The organism is Leifsonia sp. 1010 (assembly GCF_031455295.1).
Taxonomy (GTDB): domain Bacteria; phylum Actinomycetota; class Actinomycetes; order Actinomycetales; family Microbacteriaceae; genus Leifsonia.
In genome coordinates, this window is the sequence record NZ_JAVDSL010000001.1 from 87,414 (window position 1) to 110,582 (window position 23,169).

At 69.3% G+C, this 23,169-nt stretch carries 27 protein-coding genes; 14 read left to right on the forward strand and 13 right to left on the reverse strand.

Features of this window, described 5'->3' with window-relative positions:
- Positions 1-4: 4 nt before the first annotated feature.
- Positions 5-466 (reverse strand): MarR family transcriptional regulator, encoded by a 462-nt coding sequence (locus J2Y42_RS00420; RefSeq protein WP_309853608.1) that lies wholly within the window; start codon positions 464-466, stop codon positions 5-7.
- A gap of 19 nt (positions 467-485) precedes the next feature.
- Between J2Y42_RS00420 and J2Y42_RS00425 the strand changes: the two genes are divergently transcribed.
- On the forward strand, positions 486-863 hold the full coding sequence (locus tag J2Y42_RS00425) for an SgcJ/EcaC family oxidoreductase (protein ID WP_309853611.1): 378 nt from the start codon (positions 486-488) through the stop codon (positions 861-863).
- 30 nt (positions 864-893) lie between these two features.
- Here the strand turns inward: J2Y42_RS00425 and poxB are convergent, their stop codons facing one another.
- Complete coding sequence (gene poxB / locus J2Y42_RS00430) at positions 894-2,627, reverse strand: ubiquinone-dependent pyruvate dehydrogenase (protein ID WP_309853614.1); 1,734 nt, start codon at positions 2,625-2,627, stop codon at positions 894-896.
- 130 nt (positions 2,628-2,757) lie between these two features.
- Between poxB and J2Y42_RS00435 the strand changes: the two genes are divergently transcribed.
- The 4 genes from J2Y42_RS00435 to J2Y42_RS00450 all read left to right on the forward strand — a co-directional run bounded on the left by J2Y42_RS00435 (position 2,758) and on the right by J2Y42_RS00450 (position 5,303).
- Positions 2,758-3,387 carry a ScbR family autoregulator-binding transcription factor gene (locus J2Y42_RS00435; protein ID WP_309853617.1) on the forward strand — a complete coding sequence of 210 codons (630 nt, stop codon included), beginning with the start codon at positions 2,758-2,760 and terminating at the stop codon, positions 3,385-3,387.
- 164 nt (positions 3,388-3,551) lie between these two features.
- Positions 3,552-4,484 carry a hypothetical protein gene (locus tag J2Y42_RS00440; RefSeq protein WP_309853621.1) on the forward strand — a complete coding sequence of 311 codons (933 nt, stop codon included), beginning with the start codon at positions 3,552-3,554 and terminating at the stop codon, positions 4,482-4,484.
- A gap of 16 nt (positions 4,485-4,500) precedes the next feature.
- Positions 4,501-4,680, forward strand: a complete 180-nt coding sequence (locus J2Y42_RS00445) for a hypothetical protein (protein WP_309853624.1) — start codon at positions 4,501-4,503, stop codon at positions 4,678-4,680.
- A gap of 197 nt (positions 4,681-4,877) precedes the next feature.
- Positions 4,878-5,303, forward strand: coding sequence for a DUF3566 domain-containing protein (locus J2Y42_RS00450; protein ID WP_309853627.1), 426 nt, complete (start codon positions 4,878-4,880; stop codon positions 5,301-5,303).
- On the opposite strand, the gene J2Y42_RS00455 is transcribed toward J2Y42_RS00450, so the two are convergent.
- Positions 5,284-5,859, reverse strand: a complete 576-nt coding sequence (locus tag J2Y42_RS00455) for a TetR/AcrR family transcriptional regulator C-terminal domain-containing protein (protein WP_309857963.1) — start codon at positions 5,857-5,859, stop codon at positions 5,284-5,286. The genes J2Y42_RS00450 and J2Y42_RS00455 overlap by 20 nt on opposite strands.
- A 101-nt stretch (positions 5,860-5,960) precedes the next feature.
- Between J2Y42_RS00455 and J2Y42_RS00460 the strand changes: the two genes are divergently transcribed.
- Genes J2Y42_RS00460 through J2Y42_RS00475 form a run of 4 tightly spaced genes read left to right on the forward strand, consistent with a single transcriptional unit; the run spans position 5,961 to position 8,255 of the window.
- Entirely contained in the window at positions 5,961-6,605 is a 645-nt protein-coding gene (locus J2Y42_RS00460) for a biotin transporter BioY (protein WP_309853630.1), read from the forward strand.
- Positions 6,602-7,330, forward strand: a complete 729-nt coding sequence (locus tag J2Y42_RS00465; RefSeq protein WP_309853634.1) for an ABC transporter ATP-binding protein — start codon at positions 6,602-6,604, stop codon at positions 7,328-7,330. Before J2Y42_RS00460 ends, J2Y42_RS00465 begins: the two co-directional genes overlap by 4 nt.
- Positions 7,324-7,935 (forward strand): energy-coupling factor transporter transmembrane component T, encoded by a 612-nt coding sequence (locus J2Y42_RS00470; RefSeq protein ID WP_309853637.1) that lies wholly within the window; start codon positions 7,324-7,326, stop codon positions 7,933-7,935. Before J2Y42_RS00465 ends, J2Y42_RS00470 begins: the two co-directional genes overlap by 7 nt.
- Positions 7,932-8,255 (forward strand): CHY zinc finger protein, encoded by a 324-nt coding sequence (locus tag J2Y42_RS00475; protein ID WP_309853640.1) that lies wholly within the window; start codon positions 7,932-7,934, stop codon positions 8,253-8,255. The genes J2Y42_RS00470 and J2Y42_RS00475 overlap by 4 nt, the downstream gene beginning before the upstream one ends.
- Positions 8,256-8,318: 63 nt before the next feature.
- Here the strand turns inward: J2Y42_RS00475 and J2Y42_RS00480 are convergent, their stop codons facing one another.
- Entirely contained in the window at positions 8,319-13,091 is a 4,773-nt protein-coding gene (locus J2Y42_RS00480; RefSeq protein WP_309853643.1) for an ExeM/NucH family extracellular endonuclease, read from the reverse strand.
- A 165-nt stretch (positions 13,092-13,256) separates the two neighbouring features.
- Between J2Y42_RS00480 and J2Y42_RS00485 the strand changes: the two genes are divergently transcribed.
- Positions 13,257-14,132, forward strand: coding sequence for a LysR family transcriptional regulator (locus tag J2Y42_RS00485; RefSeq protein ID WP_309853646.1), 876 nt, complete (start codon positions 13,257-13,259; stop codon positions 14,130-14,132).
- 18 nt (positions 14,133-14,150) lie between these two features.
- Here the strand turns inward: J2Y42_RS00485 and J2Y42_RS00490 are convergent, their stop codons facing one another.
- The 4 genes from J2Y42_RS00490 to J2Y42_RS00505 are packed head-to-tail and all read right to left on the reverse strand — an operon-like array spanning position 14,151 to position 16,439.
- Positions 14,151-14,495, reverse strand: a complete 345-nt coding sequence (locus tag J2Y42_RS00490) for a hypothetical protein (RefSeq protein WP_309853648.1) — start codon at positions 14,493-14,495, stop codon at positions 14,151-14,153.
- Complete coding sequence (locus tag J2Y42_RS00495; RefSeq protein ID WP_309853651.1) at positions 14,492-14,833, reverse strand: hypothetical protein; 342 nt, start codon at positions 14,831-14,833, stop codon at positions 14,492-14,494. The genes J2Y42_RS00490 and J2Y42_RS00495 overlap by 4 nt, the downstream gene beginning before the upstream one ends.
- Positions 14,834-14,868: 35 nt before the next feature.
- Positions 14,869-16,059, reverse strand: a complete 1,191-nt coding sequence (locus tag J2Y42_RS00500; protein ID WP_309853653.1) for a DUF6792 domain-containing protein — start codon at positions 16,057-16,059, stop codon at positions 14,869-14,871.
- The gene (locus J2Y42_RS00505) at positions 16,056-16,439 is read right to left on the reverse strand and encodes a hypothetical protein (RefSeq protein ID WP_309853656.1); all 384 of its coding nucleotides are present in this window, start codon (positions 16,437-16,439) and stop codon (positions 16,056-16,058) included. The genes J2Y42_RS00500 and J2Y42_RS00505 overlap by 4 nt, the downstream gene beginning before the upstream one ends.
- A 224-nt stretch (positions 16,440-16,663) precedes the next feature.
- Here J2Y42_RS00505 and J2Y42_RS00510 point away from each other — a divergent pair, with 224 nt between their 5' ends.
- Positions 16,664-17,146, forward strand: coding sequence for a DUF805 domain-containing protein (locus tag J2Y42_RS00510; protein WP_309853657.1), 483 nt, complete (start codon positions 16,664-16,666; stop codon positions 17,144-17,146).
- A 46-nt stretch (positions 17,147-17,192) separates the two neighbouring features.
- Here the strand turns inward: J2Y42_RS00510 and J2Y42_RS00515 are convergent, their stop codons facing one another.
- Both J2Y42_RS00515 and J2Y42_RS00520 read right to left on the reverse strand, forming a co-directional pair.
- Complete coding sequence (locus J2Y42_RS00515; RefSeq protein WP_309853660.1) at positions 17,193-17,675, reverse strand: hypothetical protein; 483 nt, start codon at positions 17,673-17,675, stop codon at positions 17,193-17,195.
- Positions 17,676-17,763: 88 nt separating this feature from the next.
- Positions 17,764-18,126, reverse strand: a complete 363-nt coding sequence (locus tag J2Y42_RS00520; RefSeq protein ID WP_309853663.1) for an META domain-containing protein — start codon at positions 18,124-18,126, stop codon at positions 17,764-17,766.
- Positions 18,127-18,404: 278 nt separating this feature from the next.
- Here J2Y42_RS00520 and J2Y42_RS00525 point away from each other — a divergent pair, with 278 nt between their 5' ends.
- From J2Y42_RS00525 to J2Y42_RS00535, 3 genes are all read left to right on the forward strand, one after another.
- Positions 18,405-19,574: a toxic anion resistance protein gene (locus J2Y42_RS00525; RefSeq protein WP_309853666.1), complete on the forward strand. Its 1,170-nt coding sequence runs from the start codon at positions 18,405-18,407 to the stop codon at positions 19,572-19,574.
- A gap of 49 nt (positions 19,575-19,623) precedes the next feature.
- A complete protein-coding gene (locus tag J2Y42_RS00530; RefSeq protein ID WP_309853668.1) occupies positions 19,624-19,992 on the forward strand; it encodes a DUF2200 domain-containing protein in 369 nt (122 codons plus the stop codon).
- Between the two features lie 92 nt (positions 19,993-20,084).
- Complete coding sequence (locus J2Y42_RS00535; protein ID WP_309853671.1) at positions 20,085-20,258, forward strand: hypothetical protein; 174 nt, start codon at positions 20,085-20,087, stop codon at positions 20,256-20,258.
- A gap of 7 nt (positions 20,259-20,265) precedes the next feature.
- Here the strand turns inward: J2Y42_RS00535 and J2Y42_RS00540 are convergent, their stop codons facing one another.
- The 3 genes from J2Y42_RS00540 to J2Y42_RS00550 all read right to left on the reverse strand — a co-directional run bounded on the left by J2Y42_RS00540 (position 20,266) and on the right by J2Y42_RS00550 (position 23,137).
- Positions 20,266-20,934: a methyltransferase domain-containing protein gene (locus J2Y42_RS00540; RefSeq protein ID WP_309853674.1), complete on the reverse strand. Its 669-nt coding sequence runs from the start codon at positions 20,932-20,934 to the stop codon at positions 20,266-20,268.
- Positions 20,935-21,021: 87 nt separating this feature from the next.
- Positions 21,022-22,089: an alpha/beta fold hydrolase gene (locus J2Y42_RS00545; protein WP_309853677.1), complete on the reverse strand. Its 1,068-nt coding sequence runs from the start codon at positions 22,087-22,089 to the stop codon at positions 21,022-21,024.
- On the reverse strand, positions 22,076-23,137 hold the full coding sequence (locus J2Y42_RS00550; RefSeq protein WP_309857965.1) for a nitronate monooxygenase: 1,062 nt from the start codon (positions 23,135-23,137) through the stop codon (positions 22,076-22,078). The genes J2Y42_RS00545 and J2Y42_RS00550 overlap by 14 nt, the downstream gene beginning before the upstream one ends.
- Between the last annotated feature and the right edge of the window lie 32 nt (positions 23,138-23,169).

A 23,169-nucleotide genomic window follows, 5' to 3' on the forward strand; every position in this document is an offset into this window, starting at 1 on the left:
CGCGTCAGGTACCGGTCACCCCCGCAGTGGCCTCCCGGTAGGCGACGGTGGCACCGCGCAGGTACGTCTGCAGACCGGCCAGCTGGTGCGCATCCAGGCTGGCGACGACCTCGCCGATCGGCTGCCGGACCTGACCGAGGATCCGCGCCAATCCGTCGGGAAGGGTTCCCGTCGCTTCGATGACGAGCCGGCGGCGGTCCTCCGGGTCGATGACGCGGCGAGCCGCTCCCACCGCTTCCAGGCGATCGAGCAGCCGTGTCGTCGCACCCGTGGTCAGGCCGAGCCGCTGCGCCAGCTGCCCGCCGTTGAGCGGACCCTCGAGGTCGAGGATGTTCAGCGCCTGGTAGTCGGTCGCGCCCAGCCCGACGGCGTCGGCGGCGGCGAGATGGAACGTGACGACAGCAGCGAGATACCGGCGGTAGTCGTCGGACAGGGCAGCGGGGTCAGTCCAGTCCGACAGCGGCATCCGGGCCTCGCTCGAGAGGATGGTCTCGGCCTGGGATGCGGGGGACGCGGCCGCGTTCTCCGAAGAGTTCACCGACGACGCGACCTACGTGATCTACGTCGGGCTCGTCTACACGGGCCGGAGGGCGATCGAGGAGGGACATGTGCCGGTCTTCGAGAAGTGGCAGAAAGGAACGCGGATGTCCATGCTCGTGCGCGAGATCCGCTTCCTCGGTGACGCGACCGCCGTCGTGCTCACCGAGGGCGGCATCGGGAAGCGGACCATCCGTCGCGACAAGGTGCAGACCTACACGTTCGTCCGGGAAGCGGACGGGCGCTGGAGGTGCACTGCCTTCCAGAACACCAGGAAGAACTCGCTGTTCATCCGGATGAACGCGCTGAGCTCGCCGCGACCCTGAGCCGGGAGGAGACGGGCCGCCGGACGCGCGTCAGTCGAACAGGCGACGGAACACGTTGGTGTCCGCCAGGTCGATCAGCTCGTCGCCTCGGCCGTTCATGATCGTCCGCAGGGCGTACAGCGTGAAGCCGCTGACCTGCTTCGCGGTGATCGCCGGCGGGATGCTGAGCTCCTGCCGGGCGGTCACCACATCCACCAGGGCGGGACCGTCGTGGGCGAACGCCGTCCGCAGCGCGCTCTCCAGCTCATCCGGCTTCTCCACCCGCTGACCGTGCAGGCCCGCCGCCTGGGCGATCTGCGCGAAGTCGGGATTGTCGAGACTCGTGCCGAAGTTGACGAACCCGGCGGCCTTCATCTCGACCTCGACGAAGTTCAGCGAGGAGTTGTTGAAGACCACGATCTTCACCGGCAGCTTGTTCTGCCGCAGCGTGAGTAGTTCGCCGAGCAGCATCGCGAGGCCGCCGTCCCCGGCGAGCGCGACCACCTGTCGCCCCGGGAATGCGGTCTGCGCACCGATCGCCTGAGGCAGCGCGTTCGCCATGCTGCCATGGGTGAACGAGCCGATCAGTCTCCGGCGCCCGTTCATCCGGAGGTAGCGGGCCGCCCAGACGACCGGCGAACCGACATCCGGCAGGAACACGGCGTCATCCGACGCGAGCTCGCTGATCAGCCGCGCGACGTACTGCGGGTGGATGGGCGTGCGGTTGCGGTCGTTGACCGCCAGGTCGTCGAGGCTCTTGCGCGTCTTCGCGTAGTGACTGAGCGATGAGTCGAGGTGCTTGCGGTCCTTGCGGTCCTTCAGGAGCGGGAGCAGTGCATCCACCGTGTCCCTCACGCTTCCGACGAGGCCCAGGTCGAGCGGGACGCGCCGGCCGAGGTTCTCGCCGCGGATGTCGACCTGCACGATCTTCGCCTTCGACGGGAAGAACTGCTGGTACGGGAAGTCGGTGCCGAGCATCAGCAGCGCGTCGCACGACTCCATCGCGCGGTAGCCGGACGAGAACCCGAGGAGGCCGGTCATGCCGACGTCGTACGGGTTGTCGTACTCGACGAACTCCTTGCCGCGCATGGCGTGGACGATCGGCGCCTGCAGCTTCTGCGCGATGGCGAGCAGCTGGTCGTGCCCGCCCTCGGCCCCTGCGCCGGCGAGGATGGTGACGCGCTTCGCGTCGTTGAGGATGTCGGCGGCGGCCTGCAGCTCGGGATCGGTGGGCCGGGTCACACGCGGCGAGAAGGTGATCGGCGCCGACTTGCGGCGGCCCGCACTGTCGGCGAGGAAAATCTCGCCCGGCACGACGATCACCGCGACGCCGCGGCGCTCAACAGCGGTGCGCATGGCGATCTCGAGGATGCGGGGCATCTGGTCCGCCTGGCTGACGAGCTCGGTGTAGACGCTCGCCTCGCGGAACAGCTCCTGCGGGTGCGTCTCCTGGAAGTACCCGCTGCCGATCTCGGCTCCCGGGATCTGCGCGGCGATCGCGAGTACGGGGACGCGGCTGCGGTTGGCGTCGTACAGCCCGTTGATGAGGTGCGTGTTGCCGGGCCCGCAGCTGCCGGCGCAGACGGCCAGCTCGCCGGTCAGCGCTGCCTCTGCGGACGCTGCGAAAGCCGCCGCCTCCTCGTGCCGCACGTGCTCCCACGTCACGCCGTCGTTCCGCCGGATCGCGTCGGTGAACCCGTTGAGCGAGTCCCCCGGAATGCCGTAGACGCGCGTCACCCCCGCATCCCTCAGAATCTCGACGGCGGTATCGGCGACAGTGGGCACGGCGGTCTCCCCTCGACTCGGATGCGGTGCTTCCGGCCCGCAGCGAGCGGCCCGGCACAGGCAACGCTACGCCGCGCAGGTGAATCGTCGCATCCTCCTCAAAGCAACTGTGCGTTAACGTGAGCGCATCATGGTGAAGCAGGAGCGGGCGCAGGTGACGCGCGGGACGATCGTCTCCGGAGCCGCCGCGGTCTTCGGCCGCCGAGGATACGGCCTCGCCTCGATCGCCGACATCGCCGCCGAGGCGGGCGTGACCAAGGGGGCGCTGTACTTCCACTTCCCGTCGAAGGACGAGCTGGCCCGCGCGGTCATCACCGAGCAGCACCGGCGCACCATGGTCGCCGCGGCCGAGGTCGTCGAGCAGGGGCTCCCCGGACTGGAGACCATGGTCCGGCTGAGTTCGGTGCTCGCGCACCAGCTGCTGACCGATCCCGTCGTGCAGGCCGGCATCCGGCTCACGACCGACGTGTCGATGTTCGATCCGCCGGTGACCGAGCCGTACGAGGACTGGCTGCGCACGACGGAAGCGCTGTTCCGCCAGGCGGTCGACGAGGGCGATCTCCGATCGGATCTCGACCCGGGGATGCTGGCGAGCGTTGTCGTTCCGGCGTACACGGGCGTCCAACTGGTATCGGAGACCGTCGCGCGGCGCACGGACCTGCTCGAGCGGGTGCGCGACCTCTGGACGGTGCTGCTGCCGGGCATCGTGCCCCCTGCCGAATACGAGCGACTTCGCAGCCTCCCCGAGCTCATCCGCTGACGGCTTGGACTAGCGGAACTTCGACGCGGTCGCGTCATGCTTCCCCGTCATCAGCGTCTTGCTAGATGAGGAGCGAAGCTTCTCCGGGTCGATGACGTCCCCCGGTCCGTTTCAGTCGGACCCCGGGCACGCTTGTCGCCGTCGTGTAGATGAGCGGAGAAACCGTGAAGAGAACGATGAAGTTCGCGGGGATGGGAACGGCCATCGTCTGTGGTGTGGTGGCCACTCTGGTGGGCGCGGTGCCTGGCAACGCAGCGGAAGCACCGGATCCATTGCTGGCAGTGGCGGAGGCCACACCGGCGTCCGTCGCAACTGCGGCGAATGTGCCGACAACAGAGACTGGCGCGCTTGCGGTGAATGCCACAGTCGCGGACATACAGCTGGCGATTCCTGTCGACCCCGCGATGGGCATTTCGCTGGGAACCGGGTCGACTTCCGTGGCGATAGGTCTGCCGTTTGCGAGCAGAGCGAACGATGCCACAGCCGAGAAAGCGGGTGTGGTTTCGTACGACAACAACAACGGATCCACCACTGTCCCCGTGATCCAGCGCGACGGCACCGTGCAGATAAACACTGTGATCAGCGGCGCGGCCTCGCCCAAGCGATTCGACTATCCGATCAGTGTCCCCGCCGGTCACACGCTCCGGCTGGAAGCGAGCGGTGCGGTGAGCATCGGCGATGGGAACGGAAACTTCAGCGCCGTCATCGCGGCGCCCTGGGCGAAGGACGCCAACGGTGATTCCGTCCCGACACACTACGAAGTGCAGGGGAACACCCTGACACAGGTCGTTGATTTCACCGCGGCGACCGCCTTTCCCGTTGTCGCCGATCCCAGTGTCAGCTGGCTTTGGTGGGGGAGAACGGTGAAGTACACGAAGTCCGAGACCAAGCAGGTCGCAAGCTTCGCAAGCAGCGCCCAAATGTTCTCCTACCTGTGCCTCGCGGGGGGCTTGGCCGGCGCCGCGTGCACCACGGTGGCGAACTTGGGGCTTCAGATCGTGAAGAACGCTGCAACGAACGCCTCTCGTGCGGGTCGTTGCCTGCAGCTGAACATTCCGCACGTGGGACCGGGGTTGCTCTATGACGTCACGTGCTGATGGACAGAAGTCGTCGGTGTACGACCTCCTTGAGGACTTCTTCACTGCGGTGCTGCTGGGGGCGGGCCTTGCGGCAGTGCTCGTGATGATCGATGCGACGTCGCGAGCGGTGATTGCAACGGCACTTGGAGCGCCCGGGGTGTATTTCCTGGGCCAACGGTTCCGCCGTTCGCGCGCCCGAAGAACGACCACCTGACAAGGGATGCGAGATGCGCGGTGCGACGGGTGCGTCGCACCGCACCCCGAAGCCGCACCGACCCGGCCGCAGCGCCCCCAATCCGCTACGGCCGTGCCGGAATGCATGCTAATTGTACGCCAGAACCGGACGATCGGTATGGACTCTCGGGTGACGCCCGGCGCGGGCCTGGAGAAGCCGTCCCCTAGACTTGGCCGATGGGGAACGCCGGAGACGGCGGAAGCATCATGGGGAGGGGCAGCATGTCGTCTCGGGGCAGCAAGCAGAAGAAGCGCGCGACGATGCGGCTCGTCTACATCGACTTCTGGTCGGCCCTGAAGATGTCGTTCCTCGTCAGCATCATCGTCGCGGCCATCACCGTCGTCATCGGCCTGCTCATCTGGAGCGCACTCGAACGATTCGGTCTGGTCGCGGCCGCGAGCAACTTCCTCGAGGACATCGCGGGGGCGCAGGGCGCCAATCTCGTCGCCGGTCTGACCTTCCCGAACGTGATGACGTTCACGCTCGTCGTCGCACTGCTCGAGGTGATCGTGGTGTCCGCCCTCGGAGCGATCTTCGCCGCCCTCTTCAACCTCGCCGTCCACGTGGTGGGCGGCTGGAAGGTCACCTTCGGGAGCGACTGAGCTCCAGCCCGCCGACCAGCAGGTCGACGCCGAAGGCGAACGCGGCCGCGGGGTCGTCCTCGTCGAGCGGTGAGCTGTCGCCGGCCGCCAGCACGCCGAGGGAGTCGTACTGCAGGCGCTGCTGCTCGTGCGAGACATGGCCGAGCACGAAATGCAGCAACGCGGTCGCGGCACGTCGGGAGGTCTCTGCATCGAAGCCGCCGCGGGCGACCGCTCGGGCCAGACGGTCGACGGTGTCGGGCGAGCCGAGGCCGAGCGCCAGAGTGCTCGAGACGACCTCGGCGCCGTCGCGGTACGCGAGGAGCGCGTCACGCAGGGCGGCGGCCTCCGCACGCACCGAATCCGCCCAGTCGGCATCCTCTCCGGGCCCGTCGACGGCCGCGCCGGCGGAGGGCCGCGTGGCGACGATCCGATCGGCGAGCTCCGCGAGGAGCGTCTGCTTGTTCGGGAAGTGCCAGTACAGCGCGCTGGGCTGCACGTCGAGGGATGCGGCGAGCCGTCGCATGGTCAGATCCGGCAGACCGAGGTCGTCGAGGACGCGCAGGGCCGCCTCCACCACATCGTCGCGCGAGTGTCGTCGTCCGGTTTCGTTCCCTGCCACGTTCTCACTATAGTGAACACCGTTCAGGTGAACACCGTTCAGGTAAGGATGTCCGCATGACCCCCACGACTCCCGTCGCCCCTCGCCGCCGCCTCGACGCGACCGACCTCGCCCGCGTCGCCGTCTTCGCCGCGCTCGTCGCCGTGCTCGGCCTGCCGTCCGGCGTCACCGTGTTCGGCTCGGTGCCGATCACGGCTCAGACCCTGGGCGTCATGCTGGCGGGCGCCATCCTCGGCCCGTGGCTCGGCGCCCTGAGCATGGCCGTCCTGCTCGCGCTGGTCGCGGTCGGACTCCCCCTCCTCGCGGGCGGTCATGGCGGAATCGGCGCTTTCGTCGGGCCGTCGGCCGGATACCTGTTCGGCTGGATCGCCGGCGCGTTCGTCATCGGCCTGATCGTGCACGCCGGTCGTCGGGCCCCCGTCTGGTGGCGCACGCTGCTCGGGATGATCGTGGGCGGCATCCTCGTCGTCTACCTGTTCGGTGTGCCGGTGCAGAGCCTGGTGACCCGTCTGCCGCTCGACGCGACGGCCCTCATGAGCCTCGTCTTCGTCCCCGGCGACCTGGTCAAGGCGGTCATCGCGACGGCGGTCGTCACGACGTTGGTGCGCGCTTACCCCCGCGCGTTCCGCCGCAGCTGGGTGAACGACCAGCCCGACGTTGCGGCGAACGCGTCGGCGCCCGCGGAGTCCCGCGTCCCGTGACCGATGCCATCCCGGCGGCCCACGCCGCCTCCGACGCCGTCCCCGCCCTGCGGCTGGACGGCGTCGGCGTGCGCCTCGGACAGGTGGATGCACTCCGCGACGTCAGCCTGGCGCTCGACGCCCGCACCATCGCGGTGGTGGGCGAAAACGGCTCCGGCAAGTCGACCTTCGCCCGGCTGCTCGCCGGCCTCGTCGCGCCTACGACGGGTGTCACGCGCATCCTGGGCCTCGATCCCGTGCGGCAGGCGGCCGAACTGCGGCGCCGCGTCGCCGTGGTGTTCAGCAACCCGGACGCGCAGATCGTGATGCCCACCGTCGCCGAGGATGTCGCGTTCTCTCTGCGGCCCGAGCGCCTCAGCCGCGAGGAGCTGCGACGTCGAGTGGATGCGGCACTCGAGCGGTTCGGGCTTTCCGCACTGAGCGAGCGGTCGTCGCACGACCTCTCCGGCGGCCAGAAGCAGCTGCTCGCCCTCGCCGGCGCGTTCGTCCGCGAGCCCGAACTCGTGGTCGCCGACGAGCCGACGACGTACCTCGACGCCCGCAACGCCCGCCGGGTGTCCGACCACCTGCTCGCCGACACCGGGCACCGGCTGGTGCTCGTCACGCACGATCTCGCCCTCGCGGAGCGCTGCGAGGCCGCCGTGCTCTTCGCGGCGGGCCGGGTCGAGGCGGTCGGCCGACCGGCGGAGGTCATCGCCGAGTACGAGGCGGCGCTGGCATGCTGAGCCTCTACCGCCCGGGAGACGGCTTTCTGCACCGCCTTCCCGCCGGGCCGAAGCTGCTCCTGCTGCTCGCGGTCGTGCTCGCCGTTTCGCTGCTCCCCTCCACCTGGTGGGCGGCTGCGGTCGCCGCCGGCGCCGCGATCGTCGCGTACGCGGCAGCGGGGCTGCGCGACGGGATGCTCGGGATGCGCGAACTGGCCCGCCAGGTCGTGGCGCTCCGCTGGCTCATCGTCGTGACCATCGCTGCCCAGCTGATCTTCCTCGGACCGGAACAGGCGGTGTCGAACACTGCCCGCGTCACAGCCGCCGTCCTCCTGGCCGGCCTGCTGGTGCTCACCACGCGCGTCAGCGACCTGCTCGACGCTGTCGAGCGCGGGCTGCGGCCGCTCGACCGACTGCGGTTCGACTCCGAGCGGGCGGCGGTGCTGCTGACGGTCGCGCTGACGACCGTGCCGGTGCTCGGGCGCCTGGCCGGCGAGGTTCGGGAGGCGCAACGCGCCCGAGGAGCGCGGCCGGGGCTCCGCTTCTTCGCGGTGCCCTTCCTCATCCTGTCGCTCAAGCACGCCGACCAGCTCGGCGAGGCGCTCTCCGCAAGGGGCGTGCGATGAACGGCCGCCCCCGGGTGCTGGGACCCGTCGTCGACGACGAGACCCGCTGCATCCACTACCGCTCGCCGCTCGATGTGATCGCGATCCGGTTCGCGTGCTGCGGCGAGTACTACCCGTGCCACCTGTGCCACGCAGAGACGGCCGATCATCCCGCCCGACAGTGGCCGGCCGACCGCCGCGACGAGCGCGCGGTGCTGTGCGGGGTCTGCGGTCACGAGCTGACGATCGCCGACTACCTCGCCACCGGCGACTGCCCGGAGTGCGGCGCCGCCTTCAACCCGGGCTGCCGGCTGCACACCCACCTCTACTTCGAGAGCTGAAGCCGCCCGAAACGCGCGGATGCCGGGCACGCTCTCGCGTGCCCGGCATCCGTCAGGGTGCTGCTAGAACCAGCCGAACAGGCGGTCCAGGAGGTCGAGCAGCCAGTCGAGGACCGGGATGCCCGTGTGCGGCTTGTCGGCCTTGATCTTGAGGGTGGTCCAACCGATCACACTGTTGGACGCGTCCTGCACGGACAGCTTGTGCTGGCCGTTGTCCGCGTCCTTCGGCAGCGTGAGCGTCAGCACGCCGTCCGCCGGGACCTGGACCCATCCACCGCTCAGGTTCTGCGGCTTCGAGTACAACCAGACCGACACCCACTCGCCGGCGTGCTGCTTGCCGACCGTCACGCGCACGGTGTCACCCGGGCGGTAGGTGTCCTTGTCGACGGTGACCTTGTCCTCGAGCGCCTTCTTGAGCGCCGACTCCTTGGCCGCTTTCGGGTCGGTACCCGGTTTCGGGTTGGTCGGGGCGTCCGCCACGGTGAGCGGGACGCGGACCGTCGTGCCCGAATCGGGAGCGGTCAGCACCAGCGCACTGGCGCCCGCCGCATCCGCCGGGACGGTGAAGGTCACGGTCGCGTTGCCCGCGGCATCCACCGGCACGGAGCCGATCGCGGTCGATCCGTTCCAGGAGAGGTCGAGCTTCGTGTTCGCCGGGCTGCCGAGCGAGGTGAGGTTCAGCTTGGACACCTGGAGGGTGACCTGCTGGCCGCGCTGGAGCGTCCCGGTCGGCACGCCGCTGACGCCGACGCCGCGCTTGGCGAAGCTGGGCGAGAGCGGGCTGTTCTTCTGGATGTAGCTGATCCACGCGTCACGGTCGATCAGTCCCGAGTCCTTCGTGTTCGACCCCGCAGCGAAGGCGCGGAAGTTGTCGCCGCCCTGCAGGAGGAACGAGAAGGACCCGATGCGGTACGACTTGGCGGGGTCGATCGGCTGGCCGTTCACGACGATGCTCGTGATGCGGTCGCCCTCCGGCCGGGTGGCGTCGTACGCGTAGCTGACGTTCTTCGACAGTCCCAGGTTGAGGAACGGCCGGCTCGGAACGGTGCCGTCGGCGTTGCGCTGCCACTGCTGCTCGAGCGCCTGCTTGAACTGCGCCCCGGTGAGGGACGTGGTCCACAGGTTGTTCACGAACGGCAGCACCGCGTTGGCCTGGGCGTAGGTGACGGTCCCGTCGGTGCCGTAGAGGAGCTCCGCCCGCAGACCGCCCGGGTTGACCACGCCGATCTCGGCGCCGCCGAGCTCCTGCGAGGAGAGGCTGGACAGCAGCGAGTCGGCGACCAGGTTGCCGAGGGTCGACTCGCTCGAACGGTCGTCACGCGCTCCGTTGAGGTACGCGGTGGTGATGTCCTTCGTCACCGAGCCGACCTTCTGGTTGCCGATCACGGCCGCGTCGGCGAGCGCCTTGTCGACGATCGTCTTGACGGCGGCGACCCGCGGGTAGGCGGCGACGAGGGCGTCATCCGCGTCCGTGGTGCGGGCGACGTTGCGGGCGGTGTACGAGGTGACCGTCTCGGTCTCCGGGTCCACCGTCAGCTTCACCTGGCCGATGTTCTCACCGTAGCTGCCGGTCTGGAGGATCGGGCGGGTCTTGCCGTCCACTCCCGGAACCGGGGCATCCCACGCGTACTGCTTGTGGGTGTGGCCGGTGAAGATCGCCGCGACCTTCGCGCTCGTCTTGGTGACGATGTCGGCGAACGCTCCACCTGCCGCGACCTCCTGCTCGAGCGTCGCACCCTCCGGCGTCCCGAAGCCGGCACCCTCGTGGTACTCCGCGACCAGCACGTCGGCCTCGCCGTTGGCGGGGTCGCCGTCGGTCAGCTCACCGGCGACGCGGTTGACCGCCTCCACCGGGTCGCCGAAGTCGAGCGACGAGACGCCGCCCGGCGAGACCAGCGTCGGGGTCTCCTGCGTGACGGCACCGATGACGCCGACGGTCAGGCCGTCGACGGCGAAGGTGGCGTACTCGGGGAGGGCCGGGGTCTTCGTGCCCTTCTCGTACACGTTGGCGCCGAGGTAGGAGAAGTCGGCCGCATCCTTCACACGTCCGGTGAGGTCGGCGTAGCCCTTGTCGAACTCGTGGTTGCCCACGGCGCTCGCCTTCAGCTGCAGCGTGTTGAGCACGTCGATCGTCGGGATGTCGCCAGCGGTCGCCGAGGCGAACAGCGAGGCGCCGATGTTGTCGCCGCTGGAGAGGAAGAGCGAGTTCGCGTCGCCCGCCTCCGCCTTGAGCTTCTCGATCGTTCCCGCGAACTTCACGGTGTTGGCGTCGATCCTGCCGTGGAAGTCGTTGATGTTCAGCAGGTTCAGCGTGACCGGCTTCGGCGTGAGGCCAAGACCCACGACGATCGGGTCATGGTCGCTCGACCGGTACGGGTCGGCCGCGTAGAAGTTCGTGACGTTGTAGTTGTAGCGGCTGTACTCCAGCGCCACCGACTCGCCCGAGTTGATGTTCCACACGTCCGCGCCGGTGATGGCTGCGTTCGCCGCAGGCGACGCGAGCACGTGGTCGAGGGAGCCGACGGTCCCGCCGAACGAGTAGGTCGCCTTCGCCGTGCGGGTGCTGACCTGGTCGACGTAACCGGCGTCGGTCAGGACCTTGATCGGGTCCTCCTTCAGGTACGCGTTGAAGTCGCCGATGAGGAGCACCTTGTCGGTCTTCAGCGCGGCCTTGCGCTCGTTCGCGAACGCGACGAGGGCGTTGGCCTGCTTGACGCGGGAGGCGTTGGATGCGCCCTGGCCGTCTCCCTGGTCGGCGTCCTCACCGGTGCCGGACCCCTTCGACTTGAAGTGGTTCACGATGGCGAGGAATGCGGAGGAGTCCTTCGCGCCGACCTTCTTGAAGGCCTGGGCGAGCGGCTGACGCGCGTTCGAGAAAGCCGGGTCGTCGAGGATCTTCGCGTCGCCGACCGGGACCGCATTCGCCTTCTTGTAGATGAACGCGGTGCGGATGACGTCCTCCGTCGCCGGCAGGGTCGCCGGCGACTTCACGTACGCCCAGACCTCGGAGCCGGCCGCCGCGTTCAGGGCGGTGACCAGGCTGGCGAGGGCGGAGTCGCGGTTCTCGCCGAAGCGGGCCGAGTTCTCGATCTCCTCGAGCGACACCACGTCGGCGCTCAGGCCGTTGATCGCCGCGACGATCTTGTCCTGCTGGCGCTTCAGGTTGGTCGCGTCGGCGGCGCCGCGGGCGTCGCATCCGCTGTTGACCGTGATGGGGTTGCCGTCGCGGTCCGTGTAGAAGGTGCAGCCGCTGAGCTGGTCGCCCGTCGTGGTGAAGTAGTTCAGCACGTTGAACGTCGCGAGCCGCAGGTCGCCACCGACGCTCTCCGGGGCGGCGGTGCGGGTATTCGTGAACGCGACCGGCTGGACCGCGTCGGCGTTCGCCGGCGTGAGCTCGCTGGTCGGCTGGAACTTCCAGGCGTTGTTGCGGTAGTCGAGCACGACCGGCTTCGTGAACGCGACCGGCTCGCCGACGCGGACCGGGTTGCTCAACGAGAGGTACGGCAGGGGCTTCGACTTGTTCGCCGCGCTCAGGAAGTTGGTGGATGCGCCGTCGTCGAGCGTGACCGCGCGGGCCGCGTTGTCGGCGACGACCGCGGCGTACTCGGGCGAACCCGGACGCGCCGCCTCGGTCGGCTGCACCAGCGGCTTGTCACCCGCGGCGAGGCCGATCTCGCCGTACTGGTTGGCGGCGTACACGTCGGTGACGGTGAACGCGCCCTGCGGCGCGAGCAGCATCCCCTCGAGGCTCTCCCGCTGGGCGGCCGTGCCGGGCAGTCCGACCGTCGCCGGCACCGGTGCGGTGACCGTCGACGCGTCGAGCTTCGTCACGCCGGTCGCGGTGATCTCCGTGAGGCCGTTGAACTCGCTGACGGCGCCCGTGACCTTCACGTAGTCGCCCGCGGCGACCGTTCCGGCGAAGGACGAGCCGTAGACGAAGACGGCGTCGGAGGCCGTGTGCGTCGCGAGGTCGACTGCGCCGCCTGTCCCGGGGGTCTGGATGTAGAACCCGTTGAACCCGCCGGTCGCGTACTGCGCCGTCACGACACCGACGGTGGTGACCGTCGTGCCCGCCTTCGGGCTCGTGTCGCCGGTGCCCTGGATCTCCGCGATCGGGACGGTGGCGCCGTCACCCGGCGTGCCGGGGTCGCCGGGGTCGCCCGGGTCGCCGGGGTCGCCGGGCGCGCTCGCGGCGTTCTGCGGCGTGATGGTGGCGCTGAGGGTGAAGTCTGCGCTGTTGTCGTCGGTGTCGGCGAAGTTCGTGCGGACCAGCGACTTGACGTCGGTGTTCCCCGACGGTGCCGTGGCCTTCGCCTTCTCGAACGCGTTGGAGGTGCCGTAGCCGAGGAGGTCGGCGACGTCCGCGTTGCCGGTCACCGAGCCGGTCGGGAGGGTCAGCGCCGAGGCGGTCTTCGCGAGGACCAGGGTGCCGGTGGTGCCGCTGGGGTTGAGGGCGCCGCTCGTGACGTCCGGCGTCGGCAGGGCCTGGCCGTTCGTGCCGTTCGACCCGCCGGCGACGAGGTAATACCCCTTGGCGCCGATGGAGCCGGTCAGCGGAACGATGCCGGTGGAGGCGCTCGTGCCGGTGGCCGGCCGGTACTGGATGCTCCATCCCGCCAGGCTGACGGCGTTGTCCCCCGGGTTGTAGAGCTCGACGAACTTGTTCGTGAAGGCGGCGCCGGCGCTCCCGCCGGACAGATACGCCTCGTTGATGACGACACCGGTGCCGTCGGTGCTGGCGAACGCCGGGGTCGCGACGAGCGAACCGGCGGCGAGGCCGGCCCCCGCGAGCGCGGCGGCGGCGACGCGCGCCAGCCTGCCGAATCTGGTTGACATTGTTCTCCTCGGTCGGTGAGGTGTGGGATGAGTCCGCGCCCACCGTAGGGACGGCGTGGAACGGGACTGTTTCTCGTGTGTGAACGTACAGAAAACTCGTTCAGGGGTAGACCGCTCATTTGAGCACCGCACGGGGGAACGCGCCGATACGCCATGATGAGAGGCATGCGGATCGACGAGATCGCCCACTTCCGGGCGCTGGCCGCGGAGGGCCATCCGGCTCTCGCCGCCGAGACCCTCGGGGTGTCCCAGTCGACCCTCACACGCTCGCTCGCACGGCTCGAGCAGGAGATGGGCGTCGAGCTGTTCGACCGCCGGCGCGGCCACCTGGAGCTCAACCAGTACGGCGAGATCCTGCTCGCGCACGCGGTGCGGGCCGAGTCGGAGCTCGAGAACGCGCGAGCGCGCATCGAGGCGCTGCGCGACCCGTCCGGCGGCACCGTCTCGGTCGCCTACGTCTCGTCCTTCGGCGGGTGGCTCATCCCGAAGGTCATCAGCGAGTACCGCGGGCTGTTCCCCGACATCCGTTTCGTGCTGCGCGGGGGAACCGCGGACACGGTGCTGGATGCGCTCCGCGACGGCGCGGCCGATGTCGCGTTCCTCAGCCCGGACCCGCGCGACCCCGAGATCGAGTGGGAGCCGTTGACCGCCGAACGGCTGGTGCTCGGCGTGCCGGAGGGGCATCCCCTCGCCGGAGCGACGGCGGTCAGCGTTCCGGACCTCGAGCCATACGACCTGGTGGCCCTGCGCACCGGCTCGGGCCTCCGCCACATCGCGGACGCCTACTTCGCCGCGCACGGTGTCGTGATGAACCCGGTCATCGAGGTCACCGAGCTCTCGACCCTGCGCGGACTGGTGCGCGACGGCGTCGGTGCCGCGCTCATCCCCGACACTCCGGCCGAGCCGGGGATCGTGGCGGTGCCGCTGCGGGACGAGGCAACGCGCATCATCGGCCTGGCCCGCAACCGCACCCGCTCGCAGTCGGCGGCCGCGGCGCAGTTCGCGCGCTTCGTCCGCGAGGAGCTCGACTCGATCGGGTGAGTCCTCTTCGGCCCGGGCTCAGCGAGCGGCGGGGTCCTGGCGCCTGGCGAGGAATCCCTCACGCTCATCGAGGTGCCGGGCGCTCATCCGGTGGAAGTCCTCCTCCAGTGCGGAGACGACCTGCAGGCCAGCGTGAAAGCTCTCGTCCGTGTCCTGGACCACGCCCTGGAATCGGGACCGGAAGTCTGGGTGGTCGGTGACGCCCTGGCGCTCCGCAACCGCGTAGAACGTTTCCAGCAACGTCGTGATCTGCGAGCGGTAGAAGCCGAGGTGCTCGTCCGCCTCGTCGATCCGTCGTCGCGCGGCGAACGCCGCTCTGTCCTGGTCGGCTTCGAGGTCAGCGAGCGAGGTGTAGCCCGTCACGTGATGCTCTCGATTCCCCGCGCATAATCTTTCTGCGCAGCGATCTCGGCGATGCCATCCTTCACCTTCTGAGCGACGGCCCCCGAGAGGACGTCGTCGCTGTTGTCGGAGGCCAGCGCCGAGGAGATGTGCCTGGCAGCCTCGGCCACAGCCGCGAGTTGCTCGGCTCTGATTCTCGCGTAGCGCCGGGCGACGTCCGGCGGGAACACGGAATCGAGAAGGTCGACCCGAGCGCGGCGGATCTCAGCGTCCAGCGCGTTGTGCGTGGCATCCGGCCCCGCGTTCTGGGAGAGGATGTCGGCGATCGGGTTGCGATCGCCGGGGCGATGGTCAGGCACGCTGCCGTCCTTCCTGGGCTAGTGGCGACATCGAGCTAAGGGGAGGTGAACGCCGCCGCGGCATGGATGTCCTGAGCCAGCGTATTGACGATCGCGTTGCGGATACCGTCCTCCAGCGCCGTGACCATCCTGATCTGACGATTCACGAGCGAATCCACGGCTCCGATCGCGTCTCGGTCGAGATTGTCGTGGACAGCAAGCCGATTGACGGCCACGCTGTTCTCGATGTCCGTGACGGTCATCGTCGGATGAAGGGATACGTAGAGGTTCTTGGCGTCGCGCAGGGCATCCTCCATTTCGGACTCGACGCTGCCGTTGGCGTTCTTGATCGCCTTCAGCTGCTCCGTGAGCCCGCCGATCTTCTTCGCAAGCGCCAGCGCCGGCTCCATCGCCACGAGCACCTTGGGATACGGGGAGTCCTTCTGCATCTTCCACACGGCCTGGGCCGCAGCGGTCTGATCCAGGTTGTAGAGGATCACGCCGAGGTCGACCGCCGTGCATCCCGCGCCGATGATCTCGCCCGTGGGTCCGTAGCGAAAGGCCTGCGGCTCACCTTTGTCGTCCTTCCCGATGTTGTGATAGCCGAGAAGGGAGCCGTCGGGTTCGTCGTAGACGAACATGCCGGCACCGGTCAGGTTCCCGAGCGCGTTCCCGACCGTATCGAAACGGTTGACGTAGTTCTTCAACGGGTTCGTTCCAGCCAGGTTCTGCGACGTCAGCCAGTCCTTCGTCCTCGGCGTCAAGACCCGCCACGGATCCGGGCCGTTGAACGACGTCGCGGGCCAGCGATTCTCCGCCGCGACCAGCAGGGCGAGAAAGCCGCCAAGGGAATGTCCGACGGTCGCGAACGTCGCCTCCGGATGGTCCGCTTGCACGAGCTCTCTCACCTTTGCGGCGAACGCCTTCGCATCCTCCGCCTGAGCGGTCTGAGTCGCCAGCATCACACCGGCGTCCGCGGCGATGTCATGCGGATCGTCGAAGTTCGTCCCCGCGAAAGCGATGGAGACCTGCGAGTAGTCCTCGACACCATTCACGATCGGGACGACGGCCATGCCCTGGAACCCGTCGTTCACGTCGGCGGAGACGACGATGACCTTCCATTGTTGTTTGGACGAATCACTGTCGGTATAGAACGTCTGTCCAGCGCGGCTGGGCGGCCGCTGCACCAGCGGGTCGACCTTGTACACCCAGTTCGCTATGGACTCGTAATCCTCGGCCGTGGTCATTTCATAACCTCGGACGTGCCGTCGCTATATCGCACTGTCACCGACTCGGTAGCAGGCGAAGCGTCCGGATCGGGTAGTGGATCGCCTCCGACAACGCTGACGCCGAAGATCTCTTGGTACGTCTTACCTGCGATGGTGACGACCGCATTGGTCGACCACTCGCCCGAACCGTCAATACTGCCTTCCCTCGTATATTCGATGATCTCTACGGCCGGCCAATTCACCTTGAACTTCTTCGCCAGCATCCGCTGGTACCCGATGTTTTCGGCCGGTGTCGTTTTCTGTTTCAGGGCGTCTCCTATCGACGAACACCCGCTGAGGGCGGCGATGAGGGCGGCGATGACGGCCACACGGGCCACAACCCCACGCCCATGCTTCATGGAACCATCCTCATATGCAAGCATTCCGCGTACCAATGCCACGGCTTTCGGCGAGGCTAGCGCATCCGCACCCTTGCGGCGCCGATTGCGGCCATAGTGGTCGGCATCGACGGACTCCCACCCCCAGCGGACACGCCGCGTCACACGAGACGCACAGCGCGCTCCAATGCGCTTGACTATGCCCGCTCCACCTCACACAACACGTGTCTTGGAAAGGACTCCTCGTGACGTCTCCGCAGTACCCGACCACCTCCGCCGCTCCGACCGGCCAGACTCCGCTCTGGGCGCCGCTTTACGGGGCGACGATCGGACAGGCCATCAAGCGCTTCTTCACGAAGTACGCGGACTTCACCGGGCGCGCCAGCCGTAGCGAGTACTGGTGGTGGATCCTCTTCTCGGTCATCGTCGCCATCGTGCTCGAAGTGCTGGCCCTCGGCCTCGGCTTCGCGGGGGCGACCGTGAACGACGACGGCACCTCGACGCCCGGCCCGCTGTTCTGGATCCCCGGGCTGCTGATCGCGGCGTGGTCGCTCGGGACGATCGTCCCCCACCTGGCCCTCATCTGGCGTCGACTGCACGACGCCGACCTGGCCGGTCCGTTCTTCTTCCTCGGTTTCGTCCCGATCGTCGGCGGCATCACCGTGCTCGTCCTGACGATCCTGCCCTCGAAGCCCGAGGGCGCGCGCTTCGACCGCCCCCGCGCCTAGCGGAGGCAGGGCCGGCTCAGCTGCAGCGCTCGTCCAGCGGGAGTGCTCAGCAGGAGTCGGCCCACAGACGGCGCGGCCGCTCGGGGTCGGTGTCGTCCAGCAGGACGGATGCCACCTCGCGCGGCGCGCCGAGCGGATCCTTCTGCCCGGTGGTCACGAACGACCAGTCCGGGCTCCGCTCCGGGTCGTGCTCGACCCACAGGGAGAAGTTCCAGAATCCGCGGAACTCCGGGTTCAGCAGGCCGCGACCGCTGACCACCAGCACCCCGTCGCGCGAGCGGAAAGGCGCGACCACGCTCTCGCGGAACGCATCCGCCCCGGCCGACGGGTCGACGTCGGCGCGCTCGACCCCCTGGCCCGCATCACGCAGCGCCGCCGCGAACGCGTCCGCCACGCGGGCCTCATCCGCGTCCGGGACCCCGGTCACCGCGACGAATCGCGGCCCCCGGGCGTAGTGCTGCAGGAACTCGGCGGCCACACCCGCGTAGAACTCCGCAGCCTCCGTCGCCGCCTTCTCCGTGTCGGTCATCGTCCGCTCCTTCCGACGCATCCACTCGCTCAAACGCTACGCGGGAAGCGGTCATTCCGGGAGCACCGGGAGCGAGCCGGGACGGCGATCAGTCGTCGCGGTCGATCGTGCCGATGCGCGCGCCGGACGAGTCGTAGACCGTCATGACGTTGCCGTCGACCTTCCCGCTCGCGGCCGTCGACATCCACGTGTCCACTCCGTTGCAGACTTTCTGCGTCATGGCCACGGTGCCGAGATCGATCGTATTGCCCGAGATCGTGCCGGTCCCCTTCATGGTGTTGCAGCCGTCGGACCCCGAGTACGAGCCGTTCGCGTTGATGATGAGGTTCGGTTCCCCGGGGTCGGTGCTCCCCCACTTCCCCGGGACGCCGCCTCCCTGCGGGGTGCACGCCGTGAGAGCGAGACCGAGGGCGAGGATGGCCGTGAGCGCGGCCGAGCGTGTCCTGTTCATGGCCCCGGAGGATACGCGCGGTGCCGACGGGCCGAATAGACAGTGGAGGGGTCCGCGCGGGCACGGAGGACGTCCTCACCCCGCGGGGTCGCACCCTCCTCCGTTTCCGACTCCGCGCGGCGCGCCGCGACATGTTCACCTCCCTTTCCCTCGTGCCCCCCGCGAGACGGAATCGGAGGAGAAACGGCGAGCGCACCTGGGCGTTCGCTGCAACCCCTCCACGCGGTGCGCCGGGCGATCTATCCTCGTCGCAACGACAGCGGCGGAGGGAGCTGCTCATGGACGAGGCACCCGAGGACAGACTGCGCCCACCGGACGCCGTACCGGAACTACAGGAGGAGCAGGCCGTGGAGATGGTGGCCGTCTCTGCCGAGCGTGAGGCGGAGCTCGAGCAGCGGGCCCGCGACTTCATCCGGGAACTGGCTGCCGCGGAGCCGGGATCGGAGGCGTTCACGCGCAAGATCATCGGGTTCTCGCACCTGGGCGAGGCCGAGATGCGCGCGTCCAGCGACGCCTCCCGCCAGCTGCTCAGCCGCCCGGCGAGTTCGCTCGCCGCCGCACGCGGCAAAGCGGTGCGCACCGACCCGCAGTACGGCGTGATCCGGACGCTGCAGGACCTCCGCGCGACCGTCAGCGACTTCGACCCCCAGCACCTGACGGGCCGCAACCGGATGCTCTCCCGGGTGCCGGGCGGACGGAGGCTGCGCCAGTACGTGCAGCGTTTCGAGTCGGCGCAGAAGCAGCTCGACGGCATCGTCGCCGCGCTCGATCACGGCCAGGAGTGGCTCGCCCGCGACAACGCCGAGATCGAGAAGGAGCGCGCATCCCTCTGGAAGACGACCGAGCGGCTCAACGAGTACGTGGTGCTCACCGCCGCCCTCGACAAGGCGACGGTGGATGCGGCGGCCGACCTGCGCACGACCGACCCGGCGCGCGCGACGCTGCTCGAGAAGGAGGCGCTGTTCCCCATCCGCCAGCGCCGGCAGGATCTCACGACCCAGATCGCGGTCTCGGTGCAGGCGTACCTCGCACTCGACGTCATTAAGAAGAACAACGTCGAGCTGGTCAAGGGCGTCGAGCGCGCCAAGACGACGACGGTCTCCGCTCTCCGCACCGCCGTCGTCGTCGCTCAGGCGCTGGAGAACCAGAAGCTGGTCATCGACCAGCTCGGCGCCCTGCACGACAGCACCAACGCGCTCATCGGCCGGACGGGCGAGGTGCTCCGCACGCAGACGGAGCAGGTGCAGAAGGAGCAGACCTCGTCGGCGGTCGACGTGGAAGTGCTGCAGCGCGCCTTCGACAACGTGTTCGCGACGATGGACAGCATCGACACCTACCGCACCGAGGCCGTGGCGCGCATGGCGACCACGGTCGACGCACTCGACCAGCAGGTCGCCCGCTCGCGCGAGTACCTGAAGCGATCCCGGCCGATGGAGCAGCCGCGCTAGCCCGGATCGACCGGTCACGCTTCCCCGCCCGCGCGCTACCGTTGACGCCATGAGCCACCGCATCTTCGCCATGCCGTTCGCCGACATCTACCCGCTCTATGTGACCAAGGTGGAGCGCAAGGGGCACACCAAGGACGAGGTGGATGAGGTCACCCGCTGGCTCACCGGCTACGACGACGCGGGCATCCAGGCGGCCATCGCCGACCGGGTCGACCTGGAGACGTTCCTCACCACTGCTCCGCACTGGAACCCGAACGCCTCGCTCATCACGGGCGTCATCTGCGGCGTGCGCGTCGAGGAGATCGACGACCCGGTGATGCAGAAGGTGCGGTATCTCGACAAGCTCGTCGACGAGGTGGCGCGCGGCAAGAAGATGTCCTCCATCCTGCGCGGCGAGCCGGCGGCATCCCGGAGCTGAGCAGCACGGCGCAGATGGCCATCGGAACGCCGCGGTACTAGCCTCATCGCAGGCGGTCCCATCCGGGGCCGGTGCGAGGGTGGGAGGACATCATGGACGACCTTCACGGCTCAGCGGCCGAGCGGCTGCGGCAGCTCGACGACATCGTCGCCGGTGGGGAGCCGTCGAACGAGTGGCTGACCCGGCACCTGCGCCAGACGCTGAGCGAGCTGGCCGAGGCCGAGCCGGTCGTCGACGCCGAGCAGGATCGGCGCGAAGACTACTGACGCGAGGTCAGGCGCGAGCCACACCGGCGATCTGCGGATTGAACGGCAGGAACGGTGTGTGGAGACGGTAGTGCTCCACCTCGACCTCCGCGAAACCGGCTGATCGGAGCGAGCCCTCGAGATCGCGCTCGCACGAGCAGCCTTCGAACGTCCACGCCCACGGTCGGCGGAACAGCCGCTGCGAAGCGCGGGTCGGCGTCCCGCGCGGGGCGGCGACATGCTCCACGAACCGGAACGACCCACCGGGGCGCAGGATGCGGCGGATCTCGGCGAGCACAGCATCGGGATCCTGCACGGAGCAGAGCACGAGCGACGAGATGACGGTGTCGACGCTGGCGTCGGGCAGACCGGTCTGCTCGGCAGTCCGCTCCCGCAGGTCGAGGGCGACGCCCGAACGGAGGGCCGCGGCGCGGAGACCATCGTGCATGTACCGGTTGGGCTCGATGGCGATCAGCGACGCTCCGGCGGGCAGGTAGGGAAGGTTGGCGCCGACCCCCGGTCCGATCTCGGCGACGTCTCCGGCCACCCCGGCGAAGACGCGTCGCTTGCGCGGACGCAGCGACCGCTCCAGGTACGGTCCCATCAGCCGGAAGAAGGCGGCGTTGAAGCGTCCGCGTCCGGGATGCTGGGCGAACCCCGTCCGCTGTTCGTCACCTGCCGTGATCGTCCTGCTCATGCTTGTTCCTCCATCGTGGATGCTGACAGGACGACTTTGCCGCGCATCCACCGTGCGATCAGGCGGGGAACTACCCCACTTCGCCGGTCACGGTCGCGGCGATTCCCCGGGTCGCTCGCCGGCCCACTCCCCTTGCGCGGTCCACCACGCCGCGACCTGCGCGCGCGACCGGAGGCCGAGCCGCAGCCGGATGCGTTCCACATGCCCCTCCGCCGACCGCTCCTCGATGCCGAGCCGCTCGCCGATCTCGCGGTTCGTCCTCCCCTCGCTGACCAGTGCGGCGACCTCCCGCTGCCGCGCCGTCAACGTTCCGGCGGGAGTCCTGATCGCGCGCAGGCCGAGGTACCGCCGGATCGTCGCGGCGAGCGCCGCTGCATCGCCGGCCCAGGGAAGGTGCGACCTGCCGGGGAGGACGACGAACTCGGCGTCCGGGATGCCGTGCGCCAGGGCCTCCGCCTGCGCAATCGGAGCCGCCCGGTCGCGTTCCCGGTGAACGACGAGCGTGGGAGTGCGCACCTGCGGCAGCAGCGCACGCACGTCGAGCGCGTAGCTCAGCGCGAGGAGCGACTGCGCCGTGGCGGCATCCGAGGCGGCTCGCTGATACCGGCCGAACTCCGTCCGCGCTGCGGCGGACGCATCCGGGGCGAACAGGTCGGTGAGCACGTCGGAGCCGAGGCCCCAGTGCGATCCGACCAGGGCCAGCACGTGCTCGCGGGCGCTCGGCGGTGAGACCTCTGCACCCCACGCCCAGCCCCCGTAGAGCACCAGCCGCCGGACGGTCTCGGGATGCGCGGCCGCCCAGGCGACGGCAACCAGCGCCCCGAGTGAGACACCGATGAGGTCGAACGGCTCCGGACCGAGCGGAGCGACAACCGCCGCGAGCTGCTCGAGCTCGTACGCGAGCGACGGAGGCTGCCGTGCCGGACCCGACATGCCGCATCCGGCCCGGTCGTAGCGAAGCAGCCGACACCCGTGCGCGAGGTCCTCGTAGAACGCGCGCTCCTCGGCGAGCTGCCATCCCCTCTCAAGGTGGCTCAGCCACCCGGAGACGTACACGACGGGCCGGCCCGTGCCGACCGACGCGACGGCGATGTCCGTGCCGTCGGCGGCGGTGACCCGGGTGAGGTGCTGCTGAGCCGGCTCAGACGCGGCCATCCGGCACCCCGGCGGCCAGCTCGGCGAAGACCTCCGCCGCGTCCTCGTGGCGCGACAGGCCGGCGCTCTGTCCCATCCACAGGCTCAGCAGCTCGGCGTCTCCGGTCTCGGCCGCCCGTCGGCGGAAGACGCCGGTCAGGATGTTCTGGAGCGGGAACGGGGCGATCGCGCCGCTCTGCTCGATGGTGCGTACCGCGCGGTTCGGCAGCCCGCGCGCCGGCCGGCCGCTCATCGCCCGGGTCAGCACCGTCTCGTGGGCGAGTGCGCCCCGGATGCGCTCGCGGTGGACCGCCGGCGCCGCCGACTGCCGCGTGGCCAGGAACGCCGAACCGACCTGGACTCCCGACGCTCCAAGCGCGAATGCGGCCGCGACGCCGCGACGGTCGGCGATGCCGCCCGCGGCGATCACAGGGATGCCCACCGCGTCGACGACCTGCGGGATGAGGGCGAGACCTCCCACCAGGCTGTCGTCCGGGTCTGCGAGAAAGGAGGGCCGGTGCCCGGCCGCCTCGGAGCCGGACGCGACCACCGCATCCACCCCGCCGGCCTCGAGTGCCTGCGCCTCGGGCACCGTCGTCGCCGTGCCGATGATACGGATACCGCGCCGATGCGCCTCCTCGACGACGTCGGCAGGCGGTACCCCGAACACGAAGCTCAGCGCTGCAGGCTGGGCGTCGAGCGCGGACGCGAGTTGCTCGTCGAAGTCGGGCAGCGGCGCGATCGGCCACTCCGGGACGGGCGCTCCGGCCTCATCGAACAACGGCCGTAGTGCGGCGATCGCGCGATCGACGTCGTCGTGCCGGAAGCCTCCGTCGGCGTCCGGCTCGCCGGGGGCCCGGAAGGGGAGCCACAGGTTGAGGGCGAACGGGCGCGTCGTCCGCTCACGCAGTTGTTCGCCGATCGCTCGGATGCGCTCGCCGCTCAGACCGTAGAGACCGAACGACCCCAGGCCGCCCGCCTCGCTCACCGCAGCCGTCAGATCGACGGACGACAACCCCCCGAAAGGCCCCAGCACGACGGGCGTCTCGATGCCCAGCAGTTCACGCAGTCTCACCCGACTTGTCTACACCCGCGGGACCG